26 protein-coding genes are annotated in these 23,216 nt (G+C 60.0%); 1 reads left to right on the top strand and 25 read right to left on the bottom strand.

From position 1 onward, the window contains the following. Window positions 1-4: 4 nt before the first annotated feature. The 22 genes from araG to KVQ82_RS08925 form a co-directional block, all read right to left on the bottom strand. Complete coding sequence (araG, locus tag KVQ82_RS09030) at window positions 5-1,549, bottom strand: L-arabinose ABC transporter ATP-binding protein AraG (protein WP_047598780.1); 1,545 nt, start codon at window positions 1,547-1,549, stop codon at window positions 5-7. Window positions 1,550-1,582: 33 nt separating this feature from the next. Next, window positions 1,583-2,587, bottom strand: coding sequence for a substrate-binding domain-containing protein (locus KVQ82_RS09025; RefSeq protein ID WP_027612369.1), 1,005 nt, complete (start codon window positions 2,585-2,587; stop codon window positions 1,583-1,585). A 278-nt stretch (window positions 2,588-2,865) separates the two neighbouring features. Then, entirely contained in the window at window positions 2,866-3,684 is an 819-nt protein-coding gene (locus KVQ82_RS09020) for an SDR family oxidoreductase (RefSeq protein WP_222018653.1), read from the bottom strand. Window positions 3,685-3,954: 270 nt separating this feature from the next. Further along, window positions 3,955-4,830, bottom strand: coding sequence for an SMP-30/gluconolactonase/LRE family protein (locus KVQ82_RS09015; protein ID WP_222018652.1), 876 nt, complete (start codon window positions 4,828-4,830; stop codon window positions 3,955-3,957). A 46-nt stretch (window positions 4,831-4,876) separates the two neighbouring features. Further along, complete coding sequence (locus KVQ82_RS09010; RefSeq protein WP_041069214.1) at window positions 4,877-5,593, bottom strand: FadR/GntR family transcriptional regulator; 717 nt, start codon at window positions 5,591-5,593, stop codon at window positions 4,877-4,879. 191 nt (window positions 5,594-5,784) lie between these two features. Continuing rightward, entirely contained in the window at window positions 5,785-6,345 is a 561-nt protein-coding gene (locus tag KVQ82_RS09005; protein ID WP_041069211.1) for a DUF1285 domain-containing protein, read from the bottom strand. Window positions 6,346-6,360: 15 nt separating this feature from the next. After that, window positions 6,361-6,966, bottom strand: coding sequence for a DUF4823 domain-containing protein (locus KVQ82_RS09000; protein ID WP_041069208.1), 606 nt, complete (start codon window positions 6,964-6,966; stop codon window positions 6,361-6,363). 170 nt (window positions 6,967-7,136) lie between these two features. Then, a complete protein-coding gene (locus KVQ82_RS08995; RefSeq protein WP_222018651.1) occupies window positions 7,137-8,105 on the bottom strand; it encodes a GTP 3',8-cyclase MoaA in 969 nt (322 codons plus the stop codon). A 137-nt stretch (window positions 8,106-8,242) separates the two neighbouring features. Further along, on the bottom strand, window positions 8,243-8,881 hold the full coding sequence (locus tag KVQ82_RS08990; RefSeq protein WP_007950805.1) for a TetR/AcrR family transcriptional regulator: 639 nt from the start codon (window positions 8,879-8,881) through the stop codon (window positions 8,243-8,245). Window positions 8,882-9,233: 352 nt separating this feature from the next. Then, complete coding sequence (locus KVQ82_RS08985) at window positions 9,234-10,025, bottom strand: TatD family hydrolase (protein WP_222018650.1); 792 nt, start codon at window positions 10,023-10,025, stop codon at window positions 9,234-9,236. A 15-nt stretch (window positions 10,026-10,040) separates the two neighbouring features. After that, window positions 10,041-10,397 carry a PilZ domain-containing protein gene (locus KVQ82_RS08980; protein WP_027612362.1) on the bottom strand — a complete coding sequence of 119 codons (357 nt, stop codon included), beginning with the start codon at window positions 10,395-10,397 and terminating at the stop codon, window positions 10,041-10,043. Window positions 10,398-10,439: 42 nt separating this feature from the next. Next, entirely contained in the window at window positions 10,440-11,423 is a 984-nt protein-coding gene (locus KVQ82_RS08975; RefSeq protein ID WP_222018649.1) for a DNA polymerase III subunit delta', read from the bottom strand. Further along, window positions 11,416-12,048: a dTMP kinase gene (tmk, locus tag KVQ82_RS08970; protein ID WP_041069196.1), complete on the bottom strand. Its 633-nt coding sequence runs from the start codon at window positions 12,046-12,048 to the stop codon at window positions 11,416-11,418. Before tmk ends, KVQ82_RS08975 begins: the two co-directional genes overlap by 8 nt. Before the next feature lie 19 nt (window positions 12,049-12,067). Further along, window positions 12,068-13,225 carry an endolytic transglycosylase MltG gene (gene mltG / locus KVQ82_RS08965; protein WP_222018648.1) on the bottom strand — a complete coding sequence of 386 codons (1,158 nt, stop codon included), beginning with the start codon at window positions 13,223-13,225 and terminating at the stop codon, window positions 12,068-12,070. Window positions 13,226-13,228: 3 nt separating this feature from the next. Next, a complete protein-coding gene (pabC, locus tag KVQ82_RS08960) occupies window positions 13,229-14,044 on the bottom strand; it encodes an aminodeoxychorismate lyase (protein ID WP_222018647.1) in 816 nt (271 codons plus the stop codon). Next, window positions 14,044-15,288 carry a beta-ketoacyl-ACP synthase II gene (gene fabF / locus KVQ82_RS08955; protein WP_003227039.1) on the bottom strand — a complete coding sequence of 415 codons (1,245 nt, stop codon included), beginning with the start codon at window positions 15,286-15,288 and terminating at the stop codon, window positions 14,044-14,046. The genes pabC and fabF overlap by 1 nt, the downstream gene beginning before the upstream one ends. A 108-nt stretch (window positions 15,289-15,396) precedes the next feature. Further along, window positions 15,397-15,633 carry an acyl carrier protein gene (gene acpP, locus KVQ82_RS08950; RefSeq protein WP_003175607.1) on the bottom strand — a complete coding sequence of 79 codons (237 nt, stop codon included), beginning with the start codon at window positions 15,631-15,633 and terminating at the stop codon, window positions 15,397-15,399. Window positions 15,634-15,829: 196 nt separating this feature from the next. Then, window positions 15,830-16,570 (bottom strand): 3-oxoacyl-ACP reductase FabG, encoded by a 741-nt coding sequence (gene fabG, locus KVQ82_RS08945; protein WP_007967600.1) that lies wholly within the window; start codon window positions 16,568-16,570, stop codon window positions 15,830-15,832. Window positions 16,571-16,586: 16 nt separating this feature from the next. Beyond that, a complete protein-coding gene (gene fabD, locus KVQ82_RS08940; protein WP_222018646.1) occupies window positions 16,587-17,525 on the bottom strand; it encodes an ACP S-malonyltransferase in 939 nt (312 codons plus the stop codon). A gap of 123 nt (window positions 17,526-17,648) precedes the next feature. Beyond that, a complete protein-coding gene (gene plsX / locus KVQ82_RS08935; protein ID WP_369426606.1) occupies window positions 17,649-18,659 on the bottom strand; it encodes a phosphate acyltransferase PlsX in 1,011 nt (336 codons plus the stop codon). 4 nt (window positions 18,660-18,663) lie between these two features. Continuing rightward, window positions 18,664-18,846: a 50S ribosomal protein L32 gene (gene rpmF / locus KVQ82_RS08930; RefSeq protein ID WP_003179396.1), complete on the bottom strand. Its 183-nt coding sequence runs from the start codon at window positions 18,844-18,846 to the stop codon at window positions 18,664-18,666. A 13-nt stretch (window positions 18,847-18,859) separates the two neighbouring features. After that, entirely contained in the window at window positions 18,860-19,387 is a 528-nt protein-coding gene (locus KVQ82_RS08925; protein ID WP_003204262.1) for a YceD family protein, read from the bottom strand. A gap of 105 nt (window positions 19,388-19,492) precedes the next feature. Here KVQ82_RS08925 and KVQ82_RS08920 point away from each other — a divergent pair, with 105 nt between their 5' ends. Next, complete coding sequence (locus KVQ82_RS08920) at window positions 19,493-20,071, top strand: nucleoside triphosphate pyrophosphatase (protein WP_222018645.1); 579 nt, start codon at window positions 19,493-19,495, stop codon at window positions 20,069-20,071. Window positions 20,072-20,157: 86 nt separating this feature from the next. Here KVQ82_RS08920 and sppA read toward each other — a convergent pair whose 3' ends face one another. The 3 genes from sppA to rluC are packed head-to-tail and all read right to left on the bottom strand — an operon-like array spanning window position 20,158 to window position 22,783. After that, window positions 20,158-21,147: a signal peptide peptidase SppA gene (sppA, locus tag KVQ82_RS08915; protein WP_027612352.1), complete on the bottom strand. Its 990-nt coding sequence runs from the start codon at window positions 21,145-21,147 to the stop codon at window positions 20,158-20,160. Window positions 21,148-21,171: 24 nt separating this feature from the next. Continuing rightward, entirely contained in the window at window positions 21,172-21,834 is a 663-nt protein-coding gene (locus tag KVQ82_RS08910) for an HAD-IA family hydrolase (protein ID WP_064588686.1), read from the bottom strand. Further along, a complete protein-coding gene (rluC, locus tag KVQ82_RS08905; RefSeq protein ID WP_007950779.1) occupies window positions 21,821-22,783 on the bottom strand; it encodes a 23S rRNA pseudouridine(955/2504/2580) synthase RluC in 963 nt (320 codons plus the stop codon). The genes KVQ82_RS08910 and rluC overlap by 14 nt, the downstream gene beginning before the upstream one ends. Window positions 22,784-23,216: the final 433 nt, after the last annotated feature.

Genomic DNA, 23,216 nt, shown 5'->3' with positions numbered 1-23,216 from the left:
CCTCTCAGTTCGCCACGCCGTCAGCGCGATGGCGCGGCAAAGCCAGTTGCAGCAGGTTGGATTCATTGGCCTGGTCGCGGCTGACTTCGCCGCGCAGCGCGCCTTCGCAGAGCACCAGAATGCGGTCGGAAATGCCCATCACCTCCATGAGGTCGCTGGACACCACGATCACCGAAATGCCGTCGGCGGCCAGGTTATGGATGATCTGGTAGATCTCGGCCTTGGCCCCGATGTCGATGCCGCGAGTCGGCTCGTCGAGCAGCAGAACCTTCATCGGCATTGACAGCCAGCGACCGAGAATGGCCTTCTGCTGATTGCCGCCGGACAGGAATTTGATCTGCTGACCGGCGTGCGGGGTTTTGACTTTCAGCGCCTTGATCTGCTTGTCAGCGTTGCCCTTCTCCCACAGCCCGCGCAGCAGGCAGCCGAGGCTGGCATTGGCACCGCGCGCGCTGATGTTGATGTTCTCGGCAACGCTGGCCAGCGGGATGATCCCCTCTTTTTTCCGGTCCTCGGGGCACAGCAGGATCCCGGCGGCAATCGCGTCACGTGGTGAGCGCAATTTCAGTTCATGCCCGCGTAATTCCAGGCGTCCGGCGGTGTTGCGTTCAAGCCCGCTGAGCAAGCGGAACAGCTCGGTGCGCCCGGCCCCGACCAGGCCGAACAGCCCGAGAATCTCGCCCTTGTGCGCCTCGAAACTCACCGGCTCACGCAGCCCCGGGCCGAGCAAACCGTCGACCTTCAACGCCACCGCGCCGCGTGGACGGCTGCGGTAATCGTAGATGTCCTGAATGTCGCGACCGACCATGCAGGTCACCAGTTGATCGTGGGTCAACTGGCTCATGTCATCGAAGGTGCGCACGTAACGGCCATCCTTGAACACCGTCACCGCGTCGCAAATGCGGAACACTTCTTCCATGCGATGCGAGACGTAGAGCACCACTTTGCCCTCATCGCGCAGGCGGCTGATGATCGCCATCAGACGGTCGATTTCGCGCGCCGAGAGGCTGCTGGTCGGCTCATCGAAGGCGATCACATGCGCGCCACGGGACAGCGCCTTGGCGATTTCCACCAGTTGCCGCTGGCCGAGCGACAGGCGCCCGACCTTGGTCTGCGGGTCGATCTCATCGGCCAGGCCCTTGAGGCAGGCCAGGGCATTCTGGCGCAGGACACCACGATTGATCAGGCCGAAACTGGCCGGCAGATGACCGAGAAACAGGTTCTCGGCCACGCTCATTTCCGGCACCAGATGCAGCTCCTGGTGAATCACCGCGACGCCGCTGCCGATGCTGTCGGCGGTCGACTTGAACGCCATGGTCTGCTCGCCGATCTGCAACTCGCCGCTGCTCGGGATGTAGGCGCCGCCAAGGATTTTCAGCAGGGTCGATTTGCCGGCGCCGTTCTCGCCCATCAAGGCGTGCACCTGCCCCGGGTGGGCGACGAAGCTGATCGCGTCCAACGCCTTGACCCCGGGGAAGGTCTTGCCGATCCCGTTGAAGCGCAGGCTGCCGCCGGCGCTGCTTTCATGTGTCTGTACTTGCGCGTGCATCTGAGTCACCTCTTCACACCGATCGAGCAGCCATCAGTTCCACAGGCCGATTTTTTCCAGCTCTTGCTTGAAGTTCTCGCGGGTGATCAGGGTGACATCGTCCATCGCCGTGTACTTCGGCGGTTCTTTGCCGGTGGTGACCCACTCGTACATCATCTCGGCGGTCTTGTAGCCTTCGATGTGCGGGCTTGGCAGCATCGAACCGAAGAAACCGCTATTGGGCTTTTTCAGCTCACCGATGGCGTCGGTGCCATTGATGCCGATACCAATCACGTTGGCCGCAGCGAACCCGGCGGCTTCGGTGGCGCGCACGCCGCCGAGCACGGTGTTGTCGTTCATGCCGCCGATGATCAGGTTCTTCGCTGCGCTGGGCAGCTTGACCAGCGCCGAGTTGGTGGCGTCCATGCTGCCCGGCACGTCGAGGGTTTTCAGCGCGGCGGTCAGGATGTGGTCTTTCGGCAGGCCGGCGTCTTCGAGCGCCTTCATCGAACCGTCGGTGCGCTTCTTGCCGGTGTCGAGCTCGTTGTAGGTGTTGACCACCGCGTAGGTGTCTTTCCAGTCCCAGTTGCGTTTCTTCGCTTCGGCGACCATCGCGTTGCCCTGCTTCTGGCCGACTTCGAACGCGGCCATGCCGAGGTACGGCACGTCCTCCATGAACTTACCGTTGGCGTCGACGAAACGATCATCGACGGCAATCACTTTGAGGTCATTGAGCTTGGCTTTGGCCATGATCGCCGGGCCGAGCGAGACGTCCGGCGGGCAGATCACGAAGCCTTTGGCGCCGTTCGCCGCAAGGCTGTCGATGGCCGAGAGGGTTTTCTCGCCGTCCGGCACGGCGATCTTGATCAGTTCGAAGCCTTTGTCCTTGGCGGCTTTTTCAGCGAAGGCCCATTCGGTCTGGAACCATGGCTCTTCAGCCTGCTTGACCAGGAAACCGATTTTCACGGCGTCGGCAGCGAGCAGCGTACTGCTCAGACTGAACGCGGTGACCGCCAGCGCGGCACTGCACAGGGTACGAATCCCGAAACGACGTTTCATAAGCTGACTCCTTGTTATTTTTCTTGAGCAAATTAAACAGCTTGTGGCGAGGGAGCTTGCTCCCGCTGGGCTGCGAAGCGGCCCTAAAACCGGTTACCTCGGTCAATCAAACACACCGCGCAGCCCGAATTTACGACTGCTGCGCAGCGGAGCGGGAGCGAGCTCCCTCGCCACAGGTGTGGTGGCGTGACACGTACTGCTGCAAAGCCTGTTGAAAATAGTCATATCGTATGATGATTGGATTTCAGACGGCGTTCACCGCCTGAAACCCAAGCTATTCAGTCGTGGTACATCACCGAGCGCCCACCATCGATGGTGATGCACGAGGCGTTGATGAACGGCGCTTCATCACTGGCCAGAAACACCGCGGTCATGGCCACTTCAATCGGCTGGCCGATACGTTTCGGCGGGTGCAGATCGAAGGCGCGCTGACGCTCGGCGTGCGGGTCGGCAAAGCCGTTCCAGTAATCGACGTTGAGTTGCGTCTCGATGTAGCCCGGCGCGATAGCGTTGACCCGAACGCCCTTCGCCGCGTACTCGATACCCAGCGCCCGGGTCAGGCCGAGCAGGCCGTGCTTGGCCACCGGGTACGGGAAGCAACCGGGAATGATGTGGGAGGAATGGGTCGAAGCGATGTTGATGATGCTGCCGACACCTTGCTCGATCATCTGCGGCAGCACGGCTTTGCAACCGTAGCAGGCGCCGTCCAGATCGATGGCGAAGCAACGACGCCAGTCTTCTTCGGTCATTTGCAGCGGGTCGCGGAACACGTTGACCCCGGCGCAGTTGACCAGCACGTCGATGCGTCCGTGCCGCTCAACCGCCAGTCTGGCCATGGCGTGCAGGTCTTGCTGGCGCGAGACGTCGGCCTTGATTGCCTGCACGTCAGCGCCCTGCTCGCGCCAGTGCGCGGCAACCTTCTCGACCTTCTCTGCCTGAATGTCGCTGATCACCAGCCTGGCCTGCTGTGAGGCGAAGGTGGCGACGATGGCTTCGCCGATGCCTTGGGCCGCGCCGGTCAGCAGCACCACTTTGTCTTTCAGACGCTCACCCTTCGGCGGCGCAGGCACCGGCGGCAAGGAAAGAGGTTCAGCCATGGATCAGGACTCCTGTTCGTCGACACAAAAAAACCGGGCATCTGACGATGTCCGGTCTGGAAGACTGTGAAAACGAAACAGGCAGGCGCGGCGAGCGACGCCGGGCCGTTGCGAGACGCTGACTCCGTTGGGGAGTGCGATAGAGATTCGCTGCATCACTTCACCTGTTTTGTTCTTTTTAAGTGTGAGTGCGTGTTACTGCTGGAGCCGACTATAAACCCGACCGCCGAATAATCTCAATATATAATTTTGCATCCCATATTTTGGGATTCAGTCAGCGAAGCGCGTGCAGAGTTTGCCCGGCACATCGACCCTCATCGACAGGACTGCGCCATCCAGCGGATGGTTATGCGGACTCTGGGCGCTGGTGATGTAGAGGGTTTTCAGGTCTTCGCCACCGAATACGCAACTGGTCGGGCGGCTGACGGGAAGATCGATTTTGCGCTCGACCTTGCCTTCCGGGCTCAGGCGCAGCAGACAACTGCCATCCCAGCGGGCGTTCCACACGTAGCCTTCGGCGTCCATTGCCGAACCGTCAGGACCACCCTGCCCGTTTGCGGCATACCAGACCTCAGGACTGCCTAGATTGCCGTCGGTGTGAATGAAATAGCGATTGAGCACCCCGTCGAGGCTGTCGCCGAATAGCAGCGTGGTGCCGTCGTCGCTCCACAGCAAGGTGTTGGGAATCCCCAAGCCCCGCAGCAACGGTGTGACGCGCTGGTCGGGATCGATGCGGAACAGGCCACCGGAACGACGCTCGACCGGCAGGTCTTCGCCGTTGTCGCCGATGTTGTTCTGCATGGTGCCGAGCCACAATCGCCCCTGACCATCGCAGCGCGCTTCATTGGGCCGATTGCCCGGTTGCGGGTCGGCGATACAGAACAGCGTCAGGCGTGGCTCGAGGCCTGGTGAGTCGAGATCCAGTCGATAGACGCCGCTGCTCAGGGTCACCAACGCGTCGCCGCTGGCGCACGGGATAAAAGCCGAAACGTGCTCGGGCATCTGCCAGATCTGCACGTTGTTGCCGATCAGCCGCAGCGCCTGCTGGCCGGCGATATCGACCCAGTACAGCGCCTGGGTGGGGGCGTCCCAGAACGGGCCTTCTCCGAGTCTGGCGCGGTGTTGGGTTACGGCGGTCCAGCTCATGGCAACTCCTTGGTTCTTGTGGTTTTTATGGTAAGGATTTGTGTTTTCAGCTGGCTTTTTTGTCGGCCATCACCTGCGGGTAAAAGCGCTTGATTGCCAGATCGGCATTGTCGATCAGGGTCATGCAGGCCCACACACCGCGCGCCGCATCGCGGGCGACGATGGCGTCGGCCATGTCCTTGTGGATTGGCAATGTGCGACGCAGTTCATCGGGGTCAGCGGCGGAGACTTCAAACGACACCGCGAGCAAAGCGCCGAGGGCCGGTACCATTTGCTCAATGAACTGGTTATGGCTGGCTGCCAGAATGCACTCGTGGAACACCTGGTCGGCGCGGTTGTAATCGATGCCGCTGTCGACCGCCCGTTCCAGCGCGTTGTAGGCCAGTTGCACCGCATGAATCTGCTCCAGGCTGGCGCGCTCGCAGGCCCAGCGCACGGCCATCGGTTCGATGGTGCGACGCAGATCGAGCAGGTCATCGACAAAGTTTTCCGGCAAGCCATTGCGTGACAGCCAGCCGACGACTTGCGGATCAAACAGGTTCCAGCGCCGCACCGGTAACACGCGGGTGCCGACTTTCGGTCCGACCTCAAGCATGCCTTTGGCGACGAGGGTCTTGATCGCTTCGCGAATCACCGTGCGGCTGACGCCGAGTTGCTCGCCCAGATCGGCCTCGACCTTGATCGTCTGCCCCGGTTTTACCTGGCCAGCGGCAATCCAGCTGCCCAGCCAATCGACCGTTGATGCATGAAAGCTGCTGGACATGAAAACCTCAAAGCGCTTGGCGATGGGTGTTCACGCTAATGATCATATGATTAACAGTCAATCGGGATTTTAAGGTGACTCTCAAATCCAATGTGGGAGCGAGCCTGCTCGCGAAAGCGATGTATCAGTCACCCTAAGCATCGACTGACATATCGTCTTCGCGAGCAGGCTCGCTCCCTCAGGATTTTTGTTTAAGGCTCGAGGCCGATGCGGAAGAATTCGCCGCCACTCCATACGCCCAACCAGCGCTGCCCGTCGATTTCGCGACTGACCGCCAGTTCCACCAGTTGGTAAAACACATTGCGGTGAATCAGCGCTTCGAGGTTGGTGCGCACGTGCACGTAAGGCGCGGGCTCTTGAGTCACCGGGTCGATCTCGACGCGGATCGGATGTTCCGGCCCGGCCTCGGCGGTCTCCTCGACGTTGGTGGTGAAGCGCAGCAACTGCGCTTCACCCTCGCCTTCAACCTCCACGGCAATCGCCACAAACGGCGCGTCGTCGACTTTGATCCCGACCTTTTCCACCGGGGTAATCAGGAAGTAATCATCGCCGTCGCGGCGGATGATGGTGGAGAACAGCTTGACCATCGGCTTGCGCCCGATCGGCGTGCCCAGGTAATACCAGGTGCCGTCACGGGCGATGCGCATGTCGATGTCGCCGCAGAAGTCCGGGTTCCACAAGTGCACCGGCGGCAGGCCTTTGGTTTTGGGGATTTGTCCCAACAGGTCATTGGCTTTTTGCGGGCCACTCATGGCGTACTCCTTGGTTTATTGGTCGCCGACTCCCAGCAGGCTGCGCGCATATTGCGCCAGCGGCGGGCCGATCAGGTCTTCCGGCTTGTTGTCGTGGAACGTCAGTAAACCGCCACGACTCTTGATCCGTGCAGTATCAATCAAATACTGGGTGCTGGTCTCGATCAACATGATCTGAATCACCCCGCCGTCGATGCCGAGGCGATCCACGGCTTCCTGATCGAGCCACTCGTCGGAGTTGCCGATGCGGTCGTCAGCCTTGGCGAAGCGGGTATACAGCAGGTAGTGAGCACCGGCATCGCGAGCTTCGCCCAATGCCTGATCGAGGCCTTCCGGGGCTCGCGCACGGCGGACCATCGGGAAGTATTCGACAAAACCTTTGAACGCTTCTTCGGCCACAACGTTCGGGCGCGGATAGGAGCCACCCGGCGGCGCAAATGAACCCTGGGCGATGTAGATGAACGAGTCCGGCTGAATGCGGAAGTTGTTCACCCGACGGCTGTCGCTGTGATCCAGCAGCCCCGCGTCGCTCATCTGATAGCGAGTGCCTTCGGCCATATCGCTGACAGTCATACAGCCGCCAAGCGCCAAAACGGCCAGCAGCAAAACCAGGCTACGCATCCTCATCCTCCAGAAGCCGGTGACGGAAAACCGGCGAATGGCCGTTGGATGCAGCTTTTGCGCCAGCTCAGGAAAATCGTTGATTGTAAGATCGTATTCGCGAGCAAGCTCGCTCCCACAGGAGAATGCATTCGAAATGTGGGAGCGAGCTTGCTCGCGAAAGCGGTTGTTCAGCCGCCGATAATCTTCATAACGGTCGCGCCACCGGAGAACGCCACTTCCTGCTTGTCGCCCAGCGCCTTGACCAGCAAGCGCTGCAACGCCGGCAATGCCTGATGACGCGGCTTGTCGAGCAGATCGCCGACATAGTGGCGGTTGCTCGACGACAGGCAGCCGTGCAGCCATCCCGTCGAAGACAGACGCAAGCGCGAACAGGTTCGGCAGAACGGCACGCTTTCGTTGGCAATCACGCCGAAATGGCCCAGCCCCGGGATCGCATAACGCACGGCCGTTGCATCGACTGGCGCATCGGCTTGCGCGTACTCGTAACGCTCGCCAATCAGGCTCAGCAACTGCTGCAGGCTGACGAACTGTTGCAGGAAGGCATTGGAGTCAGTGGCGAGGTGGCCCATGCGCATCAACTCGATGAAACGCAGCTCGTAGCCACGTTCCAGGCAGTAATCGAGCAGCGGCATCACCTGATCCAGGTTCTGCCCGCGCAACGGCACCATGTTGACCTTGATCTTCATCCCCGCCGCTTTCGCCTGGTCCATGCCATCGAGCACGGTCGCCAGATCGCCGCCACGGGCGATACTGCGGAACGCGCCGGTATCCAGGGTATCGAGGGATACGTTGATCCGGCGCAGACCGGCGTCCACCAGCAGCGGCAGCTTCTTCGCCAGGAGTTGACCGTTGGTGGTCAGGCTGATGTCTTCCAGGCCCATCTTGCCGACGGCACTCATGAAAGATTCGAGTTTGGGGCTGACCAGCGGCTCGCCACCGGTGATGCGCAGGCGCTCGATGCCGGCGGCTTCGATCAGATACGCCACGCCACGGGCCATGGCCTCGGCCGACAGCTCATCCTGCGCAGCCACCAGCCGCTTGCCGTTGGGCACGCAGTAGGTACAGGCGTAATTGCAGGCTGAAGTCAGGCTGATGCGCAAATTGCGAAAACGCCTGCCTTGACGGTCAACGATCATGATCACTCCGGCGATAGAATTTCGAGCCGCTAAAACTTGACTCACAAATCAAGTTTTAGCAAGCCCTATGCCTGAGTATATTCCTGCGGTACTGCGTCATGTAGCGAAATCATGGCGCAATAAGGCCGCTGAATGATTCAGCTGCTCGGGGTTTCCGGATCGCGCTTGCGCTTGTTGCCCATGCGCACGCCGATGTCCATCAGAAACTGGAAGAAGCCTTCCTGATCTTCGAGCACGTTGCTCCAGAACGGCGAGTGATACAGCGCGACCGCGCCGTGCACCAGCGCCCAGGACGCGCAGTAGTGGAAGTACGGCGGCACGTCTTCGAGCTTGCCTTCGCTGATCCGGCCCTTGATGAGCAAGGTCAGGCGTTCGAAGTTCGAGGCACGGATCTTGTGCAGTTCCTCGACCATTTCCGGTACCTGATTGCCTTTCACCACCTTCTCTTCGAGACGGTCGAACAGGCGATAGCGCTGAGGGTCGCGCATACGGAATTCGAAGTAGGCACGGGACAGCGCTTCCTTGTCCTTGTCGACATCGGCCGAATGCAGCAGCTCGTTCAAATCGCGCTCGTAATCGAGCATCAGCCGCAGATAGATCTCGGCCTTGGATTTGAAGTGCTTGTAGATCGTGCCTTTGCCGATACCCACGGCATCAGCAATCATCTCGACGGTGACACTGTCTTCACCTTGTTCGAGGAACAGCTTGAGCGCGGTATCGAGAATTTCTTGCTCGCGGCGACGAAACTCACGGACCTTACGAGGTTCTTTGTGCATAAGAAAAGGTCTGTAGGGGTCAAAATTCGAAGCCGCGTATTATGCCTAACTTGCACAAAAATGCACGGATCATCCGACCATATCTGTGTTTCTTGTTCATTTTGCGAACGCTGAGGCGGCAATGAGAACTCAACAGAAGCGCACGTATTCCAAATTTGTTTAAAAACCCCGACCGCTCAACTGGACTGAACGCCAGACTGATCAATACTTGAACTGTCGGGCGGCATCTCCCCCAAGTGCCGTGCCGGTAAAGGTACCAAGGGACCGCGTGCCTTTGTTTTACTCCTAATGGTCTTAACCCGGATTCACCCCCCAGAACCCGGGTTTTTTTTGCCTGCGATTTGCCGATGACCTACATGGCAGATTTGACAGAGGCCAGCGGAAACAGGCGCTTGAAGTTCTCGGTGGTCTGCTCGGCAAACCGCTCATAGTCTTCCCCACGCAGCATCGCCAGAAACTCCGCCACCTCGCGCACGTACTGCGGCAGGTTCGGTTTGCCGCGATACGGGATCGGCGCCAGATACGGCGAGTCGGTCTCCACCAGCAGGCGATCAGTCGGCACCTTGCTCGCCACATCGCGCAGAGCGTCGGCGTTGCGGAAGGTGACGATGCCCGACAGGGAAATGTAATAACCCATGTCCAGTGCAGCCTTGGCCATGTCCCAGTCTTCGGTGAAGCAATGCAGAACACCCGCCTGGGGCAACGCCGCTTCGCGCAGCAGTTCGAGGGTATCGGCACGGGCGCCACGGGTGTGGATGATCACCGGTTTACCGGTCTGCTGTGCGGCTTGCAGGTGCAGACGGAAGGATGCCTGCTGCAGCTCGGCGGCTTCCGGCTCGTAGTGATAATCCAGACCGGTTTCACCGATCGCCACCACTTTCGGGTGATTGAGCTCATGCAGCAGCCAGTCCAGCGCCGGCGCCGCGCCCGGTTGCACATCCAATGGGTGCACACCGACCGAGCAATCGACGTCGTCATAGCGCTCGGCGAGGGCTTTGACGTCGGCGGCGTTGTCGGCACTGACGCCGATGCACAGAAAATGCCCGACCCCACGCTGGCGGGCCGCATCAAGTGCAGCATCCAGCGAGCCGTCATGGGCGGCGAGGTCGAGGCGATCAAGGTGACAATGGGAATCTACGAGCATAAAAGAGACGGCTACTTACATCGTATGAGTGGGACGGTCGGATTTCAGGGCTCCGGCCAGATGGGTTTCGATGCGACTGCGGGCGGTGTTGTCGCCCTCGTTGAATTGCACGCCGACTCCGGCTGCGCGGTTGCCCTGAGCGCCTTTGGGGGTAATCCAGGCGACCTTGCCGGCCACCGGGATCTTCTCCGCCTCGTCCATCAGGTTCAGCAGCATGAACACCTCGTCGCCCAACTTGTAGCTCTTGTTGGTCGGGATGAACAGGCCACCGTTCTTGATGAACGGCATGTAGGCGGCGTAAAGCACCGATTTGTCCTTGATCGTCAGGGACAGGATGCCGTTGCGCGGCCCGGGGCTGATGGCTTCATTCATGATGACCTCCACTGCTGATGTTCAGAGTCTAGGTACACATTCTTATCTTTGACCAGGCAAACCCGCCCATTGCACCAACAACGCTTCCAGCAGCAGTGCCGGGTTGAGGTTGGCTTTGCTCAGGACTTTCTGCCGCTGGGCGAGAATCCAGTCCTGAATATCGAGGACTTTGCCCTGAGCACTTTTCTGCGCCAGGTACTGCACGACTTTGCGCATATCGGCCAGACCGAGGCCGGCTTCATCCTGGGTCAGTTGGTAGCGCAGGACCAGGCTGGACCAGTCGCAGAACCAGTCGAACAGGCGCAGCATCGGAATGCTTTTCCATTCTTCGGCCAATTGTGTCGGCGATTGCTGCTGCTTGAGCAACTTCTTCACCCCTTCGACCACCTGCGCCCGCTGCTCGCGCACGCCCTGGGACTGCAGGCTGACCGCCGCCAGTGGCGAGCCTGCCGCCAGCGTCAGCAATTCGATGCGCTCCTCTTCGGAACACTCCGGCAGCGCCTGTGCCAGCCATTGCAGGCTCATGGCCTCACCGGGCAGCGGACACGCCTGCTGCACGCAGCGGCTCTTGATCGTCGGCAGCAAACGGCTCGACTGGTGGCTCACCAGCAACAGCACGGTATCGCCGGAAGGCTCTTCAAGGCTTTTTAGCAAGGCGTTGGCGGCATTGATGTTCATCGACTCCACCGGCTCGATCAGCACCACCTTGCGCCCGCCCAGTTGCGCGGTCTGCACCACGAAACTGACCAGATCACGGACCTGATCGACCTTGATCGCCTTGTCGGCTTCTTCCGGCTCAAGGATGTAATTGTCCGGATGGCTGCCGGCCTTGAGCAGCAGGCAGGACTTGCACTCACCGCACGCTTCTGGTGTCGGACGCTGACAGAGCAGGCTGGCCATCAGGCGCTCGGCCAACGCGCGCTTGCCGATCCCGGCCGGGCCGTGCAGCAAATACGCGTGAGCGTGCTGACTGCGTCCGGCCAGTTGCTGCCAGAGGCTGTCCTGCCATGGATAGGCCTCAGCCACGAATCAGCTCCAGCAAGTTCGGAATCAAGGTATCCAGCGATTGCTGAACCTTGACCAATGGCTGACCGGCATCGATGCGCACATAGCGCGCAGGATCAGCCTCAGCGCGCTTGAGAAACGCATTGCGCACGGCTTCGAAAAACGCCCGGCCTTCCAGCTCGAAACGATCCAGACGGCCACGGGCACTGGCACGAGCCAGGCCCATTTCCACCGGCAGATCGAAAATCAGTGTCAGATCCGGACGCAAGTCGCCCTGAACGAACGTCTCCAGCGCAGCAATGCGTTCCATTGACAAACCACGACCGCCGCCCTGATAGGCGTATGTCGAATCAGTGAAACGATCACACAACACCACCGCGCCACGGGCCAGTGCCGGACGAATCACTTCGGCCAGATGCTGGGCGCGCGCGGCGAACACCAGCAACAACTCGGTGTCGGGGTTCATGACCTCATCGGCCGGGGCCAGCAGCACGTCGCGAATCCGTTCGGCCAGTGGCGTTCCGCCGGGTTCGCGAGTCAGCACCACTTCGATACCTTCAACGCGCAGACGCTCGGCGAGGTACTCGCGGTTGGTGCTCTTGCCGGCGCCTTCCGGGCCTTCCAGGGTAATAAACAAGCCAGTCACAGGCAGTCCTTAATCAAAGTCATTGCGCGTTCTGCGGTGCGGTCGTCGCGGGTTCGGCAGCAGGGGCTGGCGCAGGTTCCTGAGGCGGAACTTGCGGTAGCGCCTCAGGGCCGGTGTCCGGGGACGCCGCGGCCGGCGCATTTGCCGGGGCCGGGCTGGAGCGGTAATCGGCGCGGCGCTTGAGCTGAAATTCGCGCACCGCACTGTTGTGTGCATCCAAATCATCGGAGAACACATGGCTACCATCACCACGGGCGACAAAATACAGACTGTTGCCTTCCACCGGATTGAGCGCGGCGTGAATCGCCTCGCGTCCGACCATGGCAATCGGCGTCGGCGGCAACCCGGGAATCACATACGTGTTGTACGGCGTCGGCTCTTTGAGATGCGCACGGGTCAACTTGCCGGTGTAGCGGTCGCCCAGGCCATAGATCACGGTCGGGTCGGTCTGCAACTGCATGCCCAGCGCCATGCGGCGCACGAACACGCCGGCAATCTGCCCGCGCTCCTGTGGCACGCCGGTTTCCTTCTCCACCAGCGACGCCATGATCAGCGCCTGATAAGGCTCGCTGTACGGCGCATCGGCCGAGCGGTTCTCCCACTCCTTGGCCAACACTTCATCGAGCCGGTCAAAGGCCTTCTTCAGCAATTCGACATCGGAAACGCCCCGCACGAAACGGTAGGTATCCGGGAAGAACCGACCTTCCGGGAACAATCCACGATGACCGATTTTCTCCATCACTTCGCTGTCGCTCAAGCCCTTGAGGGTTTGCTCGATCTTTTCATCTTTTGACAGCGCAGCGCGGACCTGGTGGAAATTCCAGCCCTCGACCAGCGTCAGACTGTATTGCACCACTTCGCCACGCTTCCACAAGTCGATCAGACCGTTGACGGTCATGCCTGGCTGCATGCGGTACTCGCCGGTATGGATCGGTGTGCCGGCCAGATTGAAGCGCCAGTAAATGCGCAACCAGAAGGCGTCCTTGATGACCCCATCGGTTTCGAGTTCAAGAAAGGTGCGGGTCGGTGTCGAGCCTTTCGGCACATCCAGCAGTTCTTCCTGCGTGATGTTCAGAGGCTGTTCCAGCGCCGAATGAATTTTCCAGGCGCTGGCGCCCAGTAGCAGCCCTGCCAGAACCAGTCCGGTTTCCAGCAGCAGCAAGAATTTACGTCTCACGAATCAGGCATCCAGTAGCGCGCGGGCAATGGTTTGCAGTTTACGGGTGAGCGGGCCAACCGGCCAGCTCAGTGCAGCGTAGGCGCGTACCGGCCAGACGCCATAAACGCTGTTGCAGATAAAGACTTCGTCAGCCCATTGCAGCTGTTCGAGGCTGACATCGGTAATTTGGGTGGGGATGGCCAATGACTCGGCCTGAAACAATAGTTCGGCACGCATCACACCGGCCACGCCACAGCGCTTCAGATCCGGGGTGATCAGTACGCCGTCGCGCACCAGAAACAGGTTGCTGAACACGCCTTCGATGACGCGTCCGGCCTGATCAAGCATCAAGCCTTCGGCGTGTTCGCCGTCGCGCCATTCGGCGCGGGCAAGCACTTGCTCCAGACGATTCAGATGCTTGAGCCCGGCCAGCAACGGCTGATTCGACAGCCGCGTGACGCAGGGAAACAGGCGCACACCCTGCTCGCCATGCACGGCAGGATAAGCCGCAGGCGGGTTGCCTTGCAGGATGCGCCGACCCTGCGCCGCAGGATCGGGCGCGTAGCCACGCAAGCCATCACCACGGGTAAGGATCAGCTTGAGTACGCCCTCGCCCATTGCCGCTGCATAGGCCCGCAGTTCCGTGCGAACCCGATCAATATCCGCAGCGATAGCCAGACGCGAGCAGCCCTCGGCCAACCGCGTCAGGTGACGATCCAGCAATATCGGCTGGCCGCCGTGCACGGCGATGGTCTCGAACAGCCCATCGCCATAAGCCAGGCCGCGATCTTTCAGCGACAGAGCGTCAGCCGGCTGACCGTCGACCCAGCTGTCCATCAGCCGGCGAACCGACGGAACGCCAACGTGCCGTTGGTGCCGCCAAACCCGAAGGAGTTGGACAGGACGACATCGATGTCCATGTTGCGCGCCGTGTGCGGCACGAAATCGAGATCGCAGCCTTCATCCGGCTCGTCGAGGTTGATGGTTGGCGGGGCCACCTGGCTGTTGATTGCCAGCACACTGAAGATCGCCTCGACCGCGCCCGCCGCACCCAGCAGGTGACCGGTCATGGACTTGGTGGAGCTGACCGCCAGGTTGTAGGCGTGATCACCGAACACGGTCTTGATCGCGTTGGCTTCGGCAAGGTCGCCGGCCGGGGTCGAAGTACCGTGGGCGTTGATGTACTGCACCTGGTCGATGTTGATTTTCGCATCGCGCAGGGCATTGGTGATGCAGCGCGCTGCACCAGCGCCATCAGCGGGTGGCGAAGTCATGTGGAACGCATCGCCACTGGTGCCGAAGCCGATCAGCTCGGCATAGATGGTCGCTCCGCGAGCCTTGGCGTGCTCGAGCTCTTCGAGTACCAGCGCACCGGCACCGTCGGACAGCACGAAGCCATCACGGCCCTTGTCCCAGGGACGACTGGCGCGAGTCGGTTCGTCGTTGCGGGTCGACAGCGCACGGGACGCGCCGAAGCCGCCCATGCCCAGACCGCATGCGGCCATCTCGGCACCGCCGGCGATCATCACGTCGGCTTCGTCGTACATGATGTTGCGCGCCGCCATGCCAATGCAGTGCGTACCGGTGGTACAGGCAGTGGAAATGGCGTAGTTCGGCCCCTGTGCACCCAGGTGAATGGACAGAAAACCGGAAATCATATTGATGATCGAGCCTGGCACGAAGAATGGCGAGATTCGACGCGGGCCCGTCTCATGCAGGGTACGGCTGGTTTCTTCGATATTGGTCAGACCGCCGATGCCCGAACCCATGGCCACGCCAATGCGCTCACGGTTGGCGTCGGTGACTTCCAGACCAGCATTGCGAACAGCCTGAAAACCCGCGGCCAGACCGTACTGAATGAACAGGTCGAGCTTGCGTGCTTCCTTGACCGACAGGTATTCCTCGACATTGAAGCCCTTTACCGAGCCGCCAAAACGGGTGGAATAGGCAGAAAGGTCGGTGTGTTCGATCAGACCAATGCCACTGCGGCCAGCCAGAATGCCCTGCCAGCTGCTTGGCACATCCGTGCCCAGTGGCGACAACATACCCATACCGGTGACTACGACGCGTCTACGCGACACAGCACTCTCCTTTTTCAAATGACGACTTTGCATCAGGCCTAAAGAAAAAACCGCACGCCATGATGGCAGTGCGGTTTTTCCATGACAGCAGACAACGATTACAAACTATTACGCCTGGTGGCTAGTAACGTAGTCGATTGCAGCTTGTACAGTAGTGATCTTCTCAGCTTCTTCGTCAGGGATTTCGGTCTCGAATTCCTCTTCCAGAGCCATCACCAGCTCAACGGTGTCAAGGGAGTCGGCACCCAGGTCTTCAACGAAGGAAGCAGTGTTGACCACTTCTTCTTCTTTAACACCCAGTTGCTCGGCAACGATTTTCTTGACGCGCTCTTCGATGGTGCTCATACCTTGTTTTCACTCCTAATGGACAAATTCAGGCAGCTGGCCAGTGGGTAAGTGTATAGAAAGGCTTTTCAGCTTTTCAACTGAAAGCTTCACTCCTCAAACCCTGCGGCCCTCTGCCTATAAATAGATTGCAGCTTTATAACGGATTTTAGACAGCTCGTATGACATTTTTTTGAAGCAATCCGTCACATTTTACTTACATGTACATCCCACCGTTCACCGGGATTGTAGCCCCAGTGACGTATGCCGCACCGTCGGATGCAAGAAAAGCGACCACCGAGGCGATCTCTTGAGCTTGCCCCAGACGACCCAGCGGAATCTGCGTCTGCAAGGCTTCACGCTGTGCTTCCGGCAGCTCGCGGGTCATATCGGTGTCGATGAACCCTGGGGTTACCGAGTTGACCGTAATCGAACGCGAACCGACTTCACGCGCCATCGCACGGCTGAAACCTTCCAGACCGGCCTTGGCGGCTGCATAGTTTACTTGGCCTGCGTTGCCCATGGCACCCACCACCGAGCCAATACTGATAATTCGGCCCCAGCGCGCTTTGGTCATGCCACGCAAAACGCCCTTGGACAGGCGATACAGACTGTTCAGATTGGTATCGATCACGTCGTACCATTCATCGTCTTTCATGCGCATCATCAGATTATCGCGGGTGATGCCAGCATTATTGACCAGAATGGCCGGCGCACCGAACTGCTCCTGAATGCTCGCCAGCACCGCGCTGACCGATTCGTCGCTGGTGACGTTCAGTTCCAGACCCGTGCCCTGGATACCGTGCTCTTTCAGGGTGGCAGCAATGGCCTCGGCGCCTTTGGCGGAGGTCGCGGTGCCAACAACGATGGCGCCCTGACGACCCAGTTCCAGTGCGATGGCCTGGCCGATACCGCGGCTTGCACCGGTGACCAGTGCAACTTTACCTTGCAGACTCATGCAAGTTTCTCCTGATTCAGGCCAGCGCTGCACGGGCGGCAGCGAAAGCGTCTGGGGTATTGAGGTTGGAAGTCGAAACGCCTTCGGCGCAACGTTTGTTCAGACCGGCCAGGACTTTTCCCGGGCCGCATTCGACCAGACTGGTGGCGCCTTTGGCGGCCAGGGTCTGGACCGATTCAACCCAGCGAACGGGCTTGTACAGTTGTTCGAGCAGATCACGCTTGAGGGTGTCCAGATCGGCCGGCACTTGCGCGCTGACGTTCTGTACGACCGGGATCTGCGGTGCCTGCCAGTCGATGGCAGCGATGGATTCGGCAAAGCGCTCGGCCGCCGGACGCATCAGCTCGCAGTGCGACGGCACGCTCACCGGCAACGGCATGGCACGCTTGGCACCACGGGCCTTGCAACCTTCAATAGCACGCTCGACGGCAGCCTTGGCACCAGCAATCACCACTTGGCCCGGCGAGTTGAAGTTCACCGCGCTGACCACTTCGCCTTGCGCCGCTTCGGCACAGGCGGCCAGCACATCAGCGTCTTCCAGACCGAGAATGGCGGCCATGCCACCCTGCCCGGCCGGAACGGCTTCCTGCATCAGCTGGCCACGGCGCTCGACGAGCTTGACCGCATCAGCCAGGCTCAGGCTGCCGGCAGCAACCAGCGCGCTGTATTCACCCAGGCTGTGACCGGCAACGAATGCGGGACGCGCGCCACCTTCAGCCAGCCACAGACGCCACAGGGCGATCGAGGCGGTCAGAATGGCCGGTTGGGTTTTATCGGTTTGATTGAGCAGCTCTTCCGGGCCCTGCTGGGTCAATGCCCACAGGTCATAGCCCAGAGCCTCAGAGGCTTCTTTGAAAGTTTCGAGGATCAGCGGATGTTCCGCGCCCAACTCGGCCAGCATGCCGAGGGACTGCGAACCCTGTCCTGGAAAGACGAATGCGAGGGAAGCAGACATGTAACAAGCCCCTAATGATCTTGTCGTCGGAAAGTGACGCCCCACCGGGGGACGCAAGAAACTGACAGTTGGATGGCCCTTTGAACCGGGCGGTCACATTTAAGCATTGTCCGACGAAAACGCCTAAGACAACAGATCCTCCAGACGACCGTGGAGGCGCTCAGGGAGGTTCTCCTGAATCTCGATCAGCGCGCGCTGAATCGCGCTCTGAAAGCCCTGAACCCCGGCCGAACCGTGACTTTTCACCACGATGCCCTGCAAGCCGAGGAAACTTGCGCCGTTATGTCGCGCAGGCGCCAGATCCGCCTGCAGACGCTTCATCAATGGCAGGGCCAAAGCACCCACCACGCGGGAAGCGAAGCTTTGCTTGAACAAGGCCTCGATACGCGCGGCGATCATCGTCGCCAGGCCCTCGCTGGACTTGAGCAGGATATTGCCGACAAAACCGTCACAGACCACCACATCCGCCTCGCCGCGATACAGGCCATCGCCCTCGACAAAACCGATGTAGTTGATGCCGCGCGCCGCCTGCAACAAGGTCGCCGCCAACTTGACCTGCTGATTGCCCTTGATGTCTTCGGTACCAATATTCAGCAACGCGACACGCGGCCGGGCGATGCCCAGCGTCTGCGCCGCCACCGAGCCCATCACCGCGAACTGCAACAAGTGTTCGGCGCTGCAATCGACGTTGGCGCCCAGGTCGAGCAACTGGCAATAACCCTTCTGCGTCGGAATCGCCGCCACCATCGCCGGCCGATCAATCCCCGGCAAGGTCTTGAGCACAAATCGCGACAGCGCCATCAACGCCCCGGTATTGCCGGCGCTGACACAGGCCTGGGCCTTTCCGTCACGCACCAGTTCCAGGGCGACACGCATCGACGAGTCAGGCTTGCCACGCAAGGCCTGGGTCGGCTTTTCGTCCATGGTGATGACTTCAGACGCCGGGACAATTGTCAGGCGCGCGCGATCGGCAGCCGATTGGCCGTTGATCAGTTCTTCAAGTAGGGAGGGTTGACCGACGAGGGTCAGGTGCAGCGAGGGCGTAGCAGAAAGGCAAGCAAGGCTGGCCTGAACAATGCTGCGGGGACCGAAGTCCCCGCCCATTGCGTCAATCGCGATGACTTGAGCGGACAAGTGATTACTCGTCAGCGCCCTTGTCGATCACTTTACGGCCACGGTATACGCCTTCTGGCGATACGTGGTGACGCAGGTGAACTTCACCAGTGGTTTTTTCTACAGACAGGGTGCTAGCCTCGAGAGCGTCGTGCGAACGGCGCATGTCACGGGCAGAGCGGGATTTTTTGTTCTGCTGAACAGCCATAATTGATTAACTCCTAAACGTTTGGGTCACGCTTTAACTGCGCCAATACACTGAACGGGTTGGACCGCGTTACCTCGTCCTCGCTCGGTTCGGGCTCATCTGCTCCCGCCGGCTGCTGGCATTCTTCCGGATGATGAGCAGGCACAATGGGCAAGGCGAGCAGAAGCTCCTCCTCGATCAGTGACTGCAGATCCAATGGATCTTCGCCCAGTTCCAGCACGTCATAACCTTTCGGTAACGACTGGGTATTCGCACCCTCCTTCACAACAGCGTAACTGCATTCGCTGTGGATCGGCAGGGTGACCAGCTCAAGACAACGCTGGCAAACCATTTTGACTTCGGTGTCGATAAAGCTGTGGATCACCACAGATTTACGTTCATCTCGCTCAAAAACGAATTTGGCCTGCACCGTACCGACATCGTCGGAAAGCGGGTCGCAGAGTCTCTTCAAATCGGCCAGCAGCAGTTCACCTTGAAGGGTGGTGCCACGGTCAGCCAATTTGCGCGGGTCAACGTGAGGTGGAATCGGGTCATTCAACATAGGCGCAGCATTATAGGGATGCCCCCACCCATGTCAAAGGAAATTGTGCCCTGTCCGTCACTTGCGTGCCTCCGCTAGAATTCGCGCCTGCCTCAGGAGACGTCAATGCTGCCTTTATTACTTGCTTCGAGCTCGACTTATCGCCGTGAATTGCTCGCCCGCCTGCACCTGCCGTTCGTCTGCAGCTCGCCGGATATCGACGAAAGCCACCAGCCGGGCGAATCCGCCATCGAACTGGTCAAGCGCCTCGCCGAACAGAAAGCCCGCGCACTGGCCGCCAGCTACCCCGCTCATCTGATTATCGGCTCAGACCAGGTTGCAGTGCTCGGCGAACGGATCATCGGCAAGCCACACACCTTCGACAAGGCTCGTGAGCAACTGCTGGCCGCCAGCGGCGCCAGCGTGACCTTCCTCACCGGCCTGGCCCTGCTCAACAGCCAGACCGGCCACTGCCAGGTCGACTGCGTGCCATTTACCGTGCACATGCGCCAGCTCGACGAGGCGCGCATCGAGCGCTACCTGCGCCTGGAGCAGCCTTACGACTGCGCCGGCAGCTTCAAGGCCGAAGGCCTGGGCGTGAGCCTGTTTCAGTCCACCGAAGGATCTGACGCCACCAGCCTGATCGGCCTGCCACTGATTCGCCTGATCGACATGTTGCTGGCCGAAGGCGTGCAAATCCCTTAAAGCAAAAGATCGCAGCCTGCGGCAGCCCCTACATTGATCTCTGTAGGAGCTGCCGCAGGCTGCGATCTTTTGATCTTTACAACGAATCAGCGCAACGAAGGCCCGTGAAACCCCATCCACATCGCCAACTGCTCAGCGACACTGGCACCGAGCTTTTTCGAGAAGCGGTCGAATGGCGATTCCTGAACCGTGAAGTCCACCAGCTCTTTCTCGCCAATCACATCCCGCGCCACCGAACTGGCATTCCCCAAACCATCGATCAGGCCCAGCGGCAGCGCCTGCTCGCCAGACCAGACCAGCCCGGAGAACAGCTCCGGATGCTCCTTGTCCTTCAGACGATCGCCACGACCCTGCTTGACGCTATTGATGAACTGCTTGTGCGTGGTGTCCAGCACGGTCTGCCAGAAAGCCGTCTCATCAGGCTTCTGCGGCTGAAACGGATCGAGGAACGACTTGTGCTCACCCGATGTATAAGTGCGACGCTCGACGCCGAGCTTGTCCATGGTGCCGACAAAACCGTAACCGGCCGCCGTTACACCGATGGAGCCGACCAGACTGGCCTTGTCGGCATAGATCTGATCCGCCGCACTGGCGATGTAATAGGCACCGGACGCACCGAGATCGGAAATCACCGCGTACACCTTGGTATCCGGATGCAGGCCGCGCAGACGCTTGATCTCGTCATACACATAACCCGACTGCACCGGGCTGCCGCCAGGACTATTGATCCGCAGGATCACGCCCTTGACCTTCTTGTCCTCGAAGGCTGCACGCAGACTACCGACGATGTTGTCAGCGCTCGCAGGCTCCTTGTCAGCAATCATGCCGGTGACGTCGATCAGCGCGGTGTAGTTCGGGCCACGGGTGGCGCTCTTCTCCATGTCCATCAGCGGCGTGAACAGGATCAGCGCAACAAACAGATAAACAAACGTCAGCAGCTTGAAGAAGATCCCCCAACGCCGTGAGCGACGCTGCTCCTGCACACTGGCCAGCAAAGTCTTTTCCAGCAGCTTCCAGCTTTTCTCGTCACCGTCGTCGGCACTTGCCTTGGCCGGTGCTTTCCATTCGTCGGTCATGCGCTGTACCCCAGCAAAAACGTATTAAGCCTGCTGCCCCAGCCAGGCGTGCAATTCACTAAAACGGTCGATCGACAGGCGCGGCTCGAACTGCTGCAGCGACTCGATCGACTGCGCGCCATAGCTGACAGCCACCGACGCCATGCCCGCATTGCGCGCCATCAGCAGATCGAAGGACGAATCCCCGACCATCAGCGCCTGCTCAGGCCGCACGCCGCAATGCGCGAGAATCTGCTCCAACATCAACGGATGCGGCTTGCTCGCGGTCTCGTCGGCGGCGCGGGTGATATCGAAATAATCTTCCCAGCCATTAGCCTTGAGCACCCGGTCCAGCCCGCGACGATTCTTGCCGGTCGCGACCGCCAGGTGATAGCCCTGCTCGCGAAACGACGCCATCGACTCGACCACACCCTCGAACAGCGGCGAAGGCACGGCTTCTGCCGCGATGTAATGATCGGCGTAGTACTCGCGAAACAGGGTCATTTCGGCATCGCTGATGTCCGGGTACAAGGTGCGGATCGCCTCGGGCAAGCCCAGACCGATGATGCCCTTGACGGCAAAATCATCGCGCAACTCGAAACCGGAGCGCGCGGACGCCGAATGCATCGCCTCGACAATCCGACCAATGGAATCGGCGAGGGTGCCGTCCCAATCAAAAATCAGCAGTTTGTAATCAGATGGGCGCACTCAATCGCTCCACGGTCTTGGCCCACATTTCATCCACTGGGGCTTGCAGCTTGAGCTCACCGCCATCGGGCAGTGGCACGGTCAGCATGTAGGCGTGCAGGAACAGGCGCTTGCCGCCCAGATCACGGATTTCCTTGCTGAAACCGTCATCGCCGTACTTGGTGTCGCCGGCAATGCAATGCCCGGCGTGCAACGTGTGGACGCGGATCTGGTGGGTGCGCCCGGTGATCGGCTTGGCTTCGATCAGAGTGGCAAAGTCGCCAAAGCGGCGCAGGACCTTGAACACCGTCACCGACTCCTTGCCCTCCTCCTCATCGACCTCGACCATGCGCTCCCCGGAGCGCAGGTTGCTTTTACCCAGTGCCGCGCGGACTTGCTTGATCGAAGTCGCCCAATTGCCACGCACCAGTGCCATGTAGCGCTTGTCGACACCATCGCCACGCAAGGCGGCGTGCAAGTGCCGCAACATGCTGCGCTTCTTGGCGATCATCAGCAGGCCGGAAGTGTCACGATCGAGACGATGAACCAGCTCCAGCTCCTTGGCATCGGGACGCAACTGACGAAAGGCTTCGATCACCCCGTAATTCAAGCCGCTGCCGCCGTGAACCGCAATGCCGGCGGGCTTGTTGATCACGATCAGGGCTTTGTCTTCGTAGACAATCGAGGCTTCCAGACGCTGCAACAGGCCTTGAGCCAATGGCACCGGTTCGTCGCGCTCAGGCACACGAACCGGCGGCACGCGCACGATATCGCCGGCCTGCAGCTTGTATTCGGGCTTGATCCGCCCCTTGTTCACGCGCACTTCGCCTTTACGCAAAATGCGGTAAATCAAGGTCTTGGGCACGCCTTTGAGCCGGGCAAGGAGGAAATTGTCGATTCGTTGGCCGGCATACTCCGGCGAGACTTCAAGCAGTTGAACGCCTGGAGTCGAAGGGGCAGTAGTTGTCATGCCGCGGATGATAACAATTTTTATGGAATTGAAGCACTTAATCATTGCTGCTATAGTCGCGAACGCCGCCAAAAGCGGCCTGGACAGCGGAACCACGGTCAAAAACCGGCCCTGACCAACGCAATTCACCAGGACGCGAGGCCGTCCTACGGGGCTTTCGCTACGTAACGGTGGAGTTTGCAGTTGTAACAAGCGCAGGTGACATGAGGCCTGAATTACACCGTCGAGCAGAGTTTTCACTCGCCTGACAGGCACATATTCAAGGCCAGTTCACAAAGTGCAGTCAGCTGCAGATGACCCCGAGCGAAGGCTTCGGAAACATCGCCTGAATTAGCCATGATGCGTGACCTCCCCTTTCGGAGCTCACGGTAAATGCCAACCCGCTGCGGATTCTGCGCGCGGCAGCACCCGAATTATCAGGGATACGTGTAGG

It is taken from the genome of Pseudomonas sp. AO-1 (assembly GCF_019775695.1).
In the GTDB taxonomy this organism is placed as follows: domain Bacteria; phylum Pseudomonadota; class Gammaproteobacteria; order Pseudomonadales; family Pseudomonadaceae; genus Aquipseudomonas; species Aquipseudomonas parakoreensis.
The sequence above is the reverse complement of the archived record's forward strand: the minus strand, read 5'-3'. Positions and strand labels throughout refer to the sequence as shown.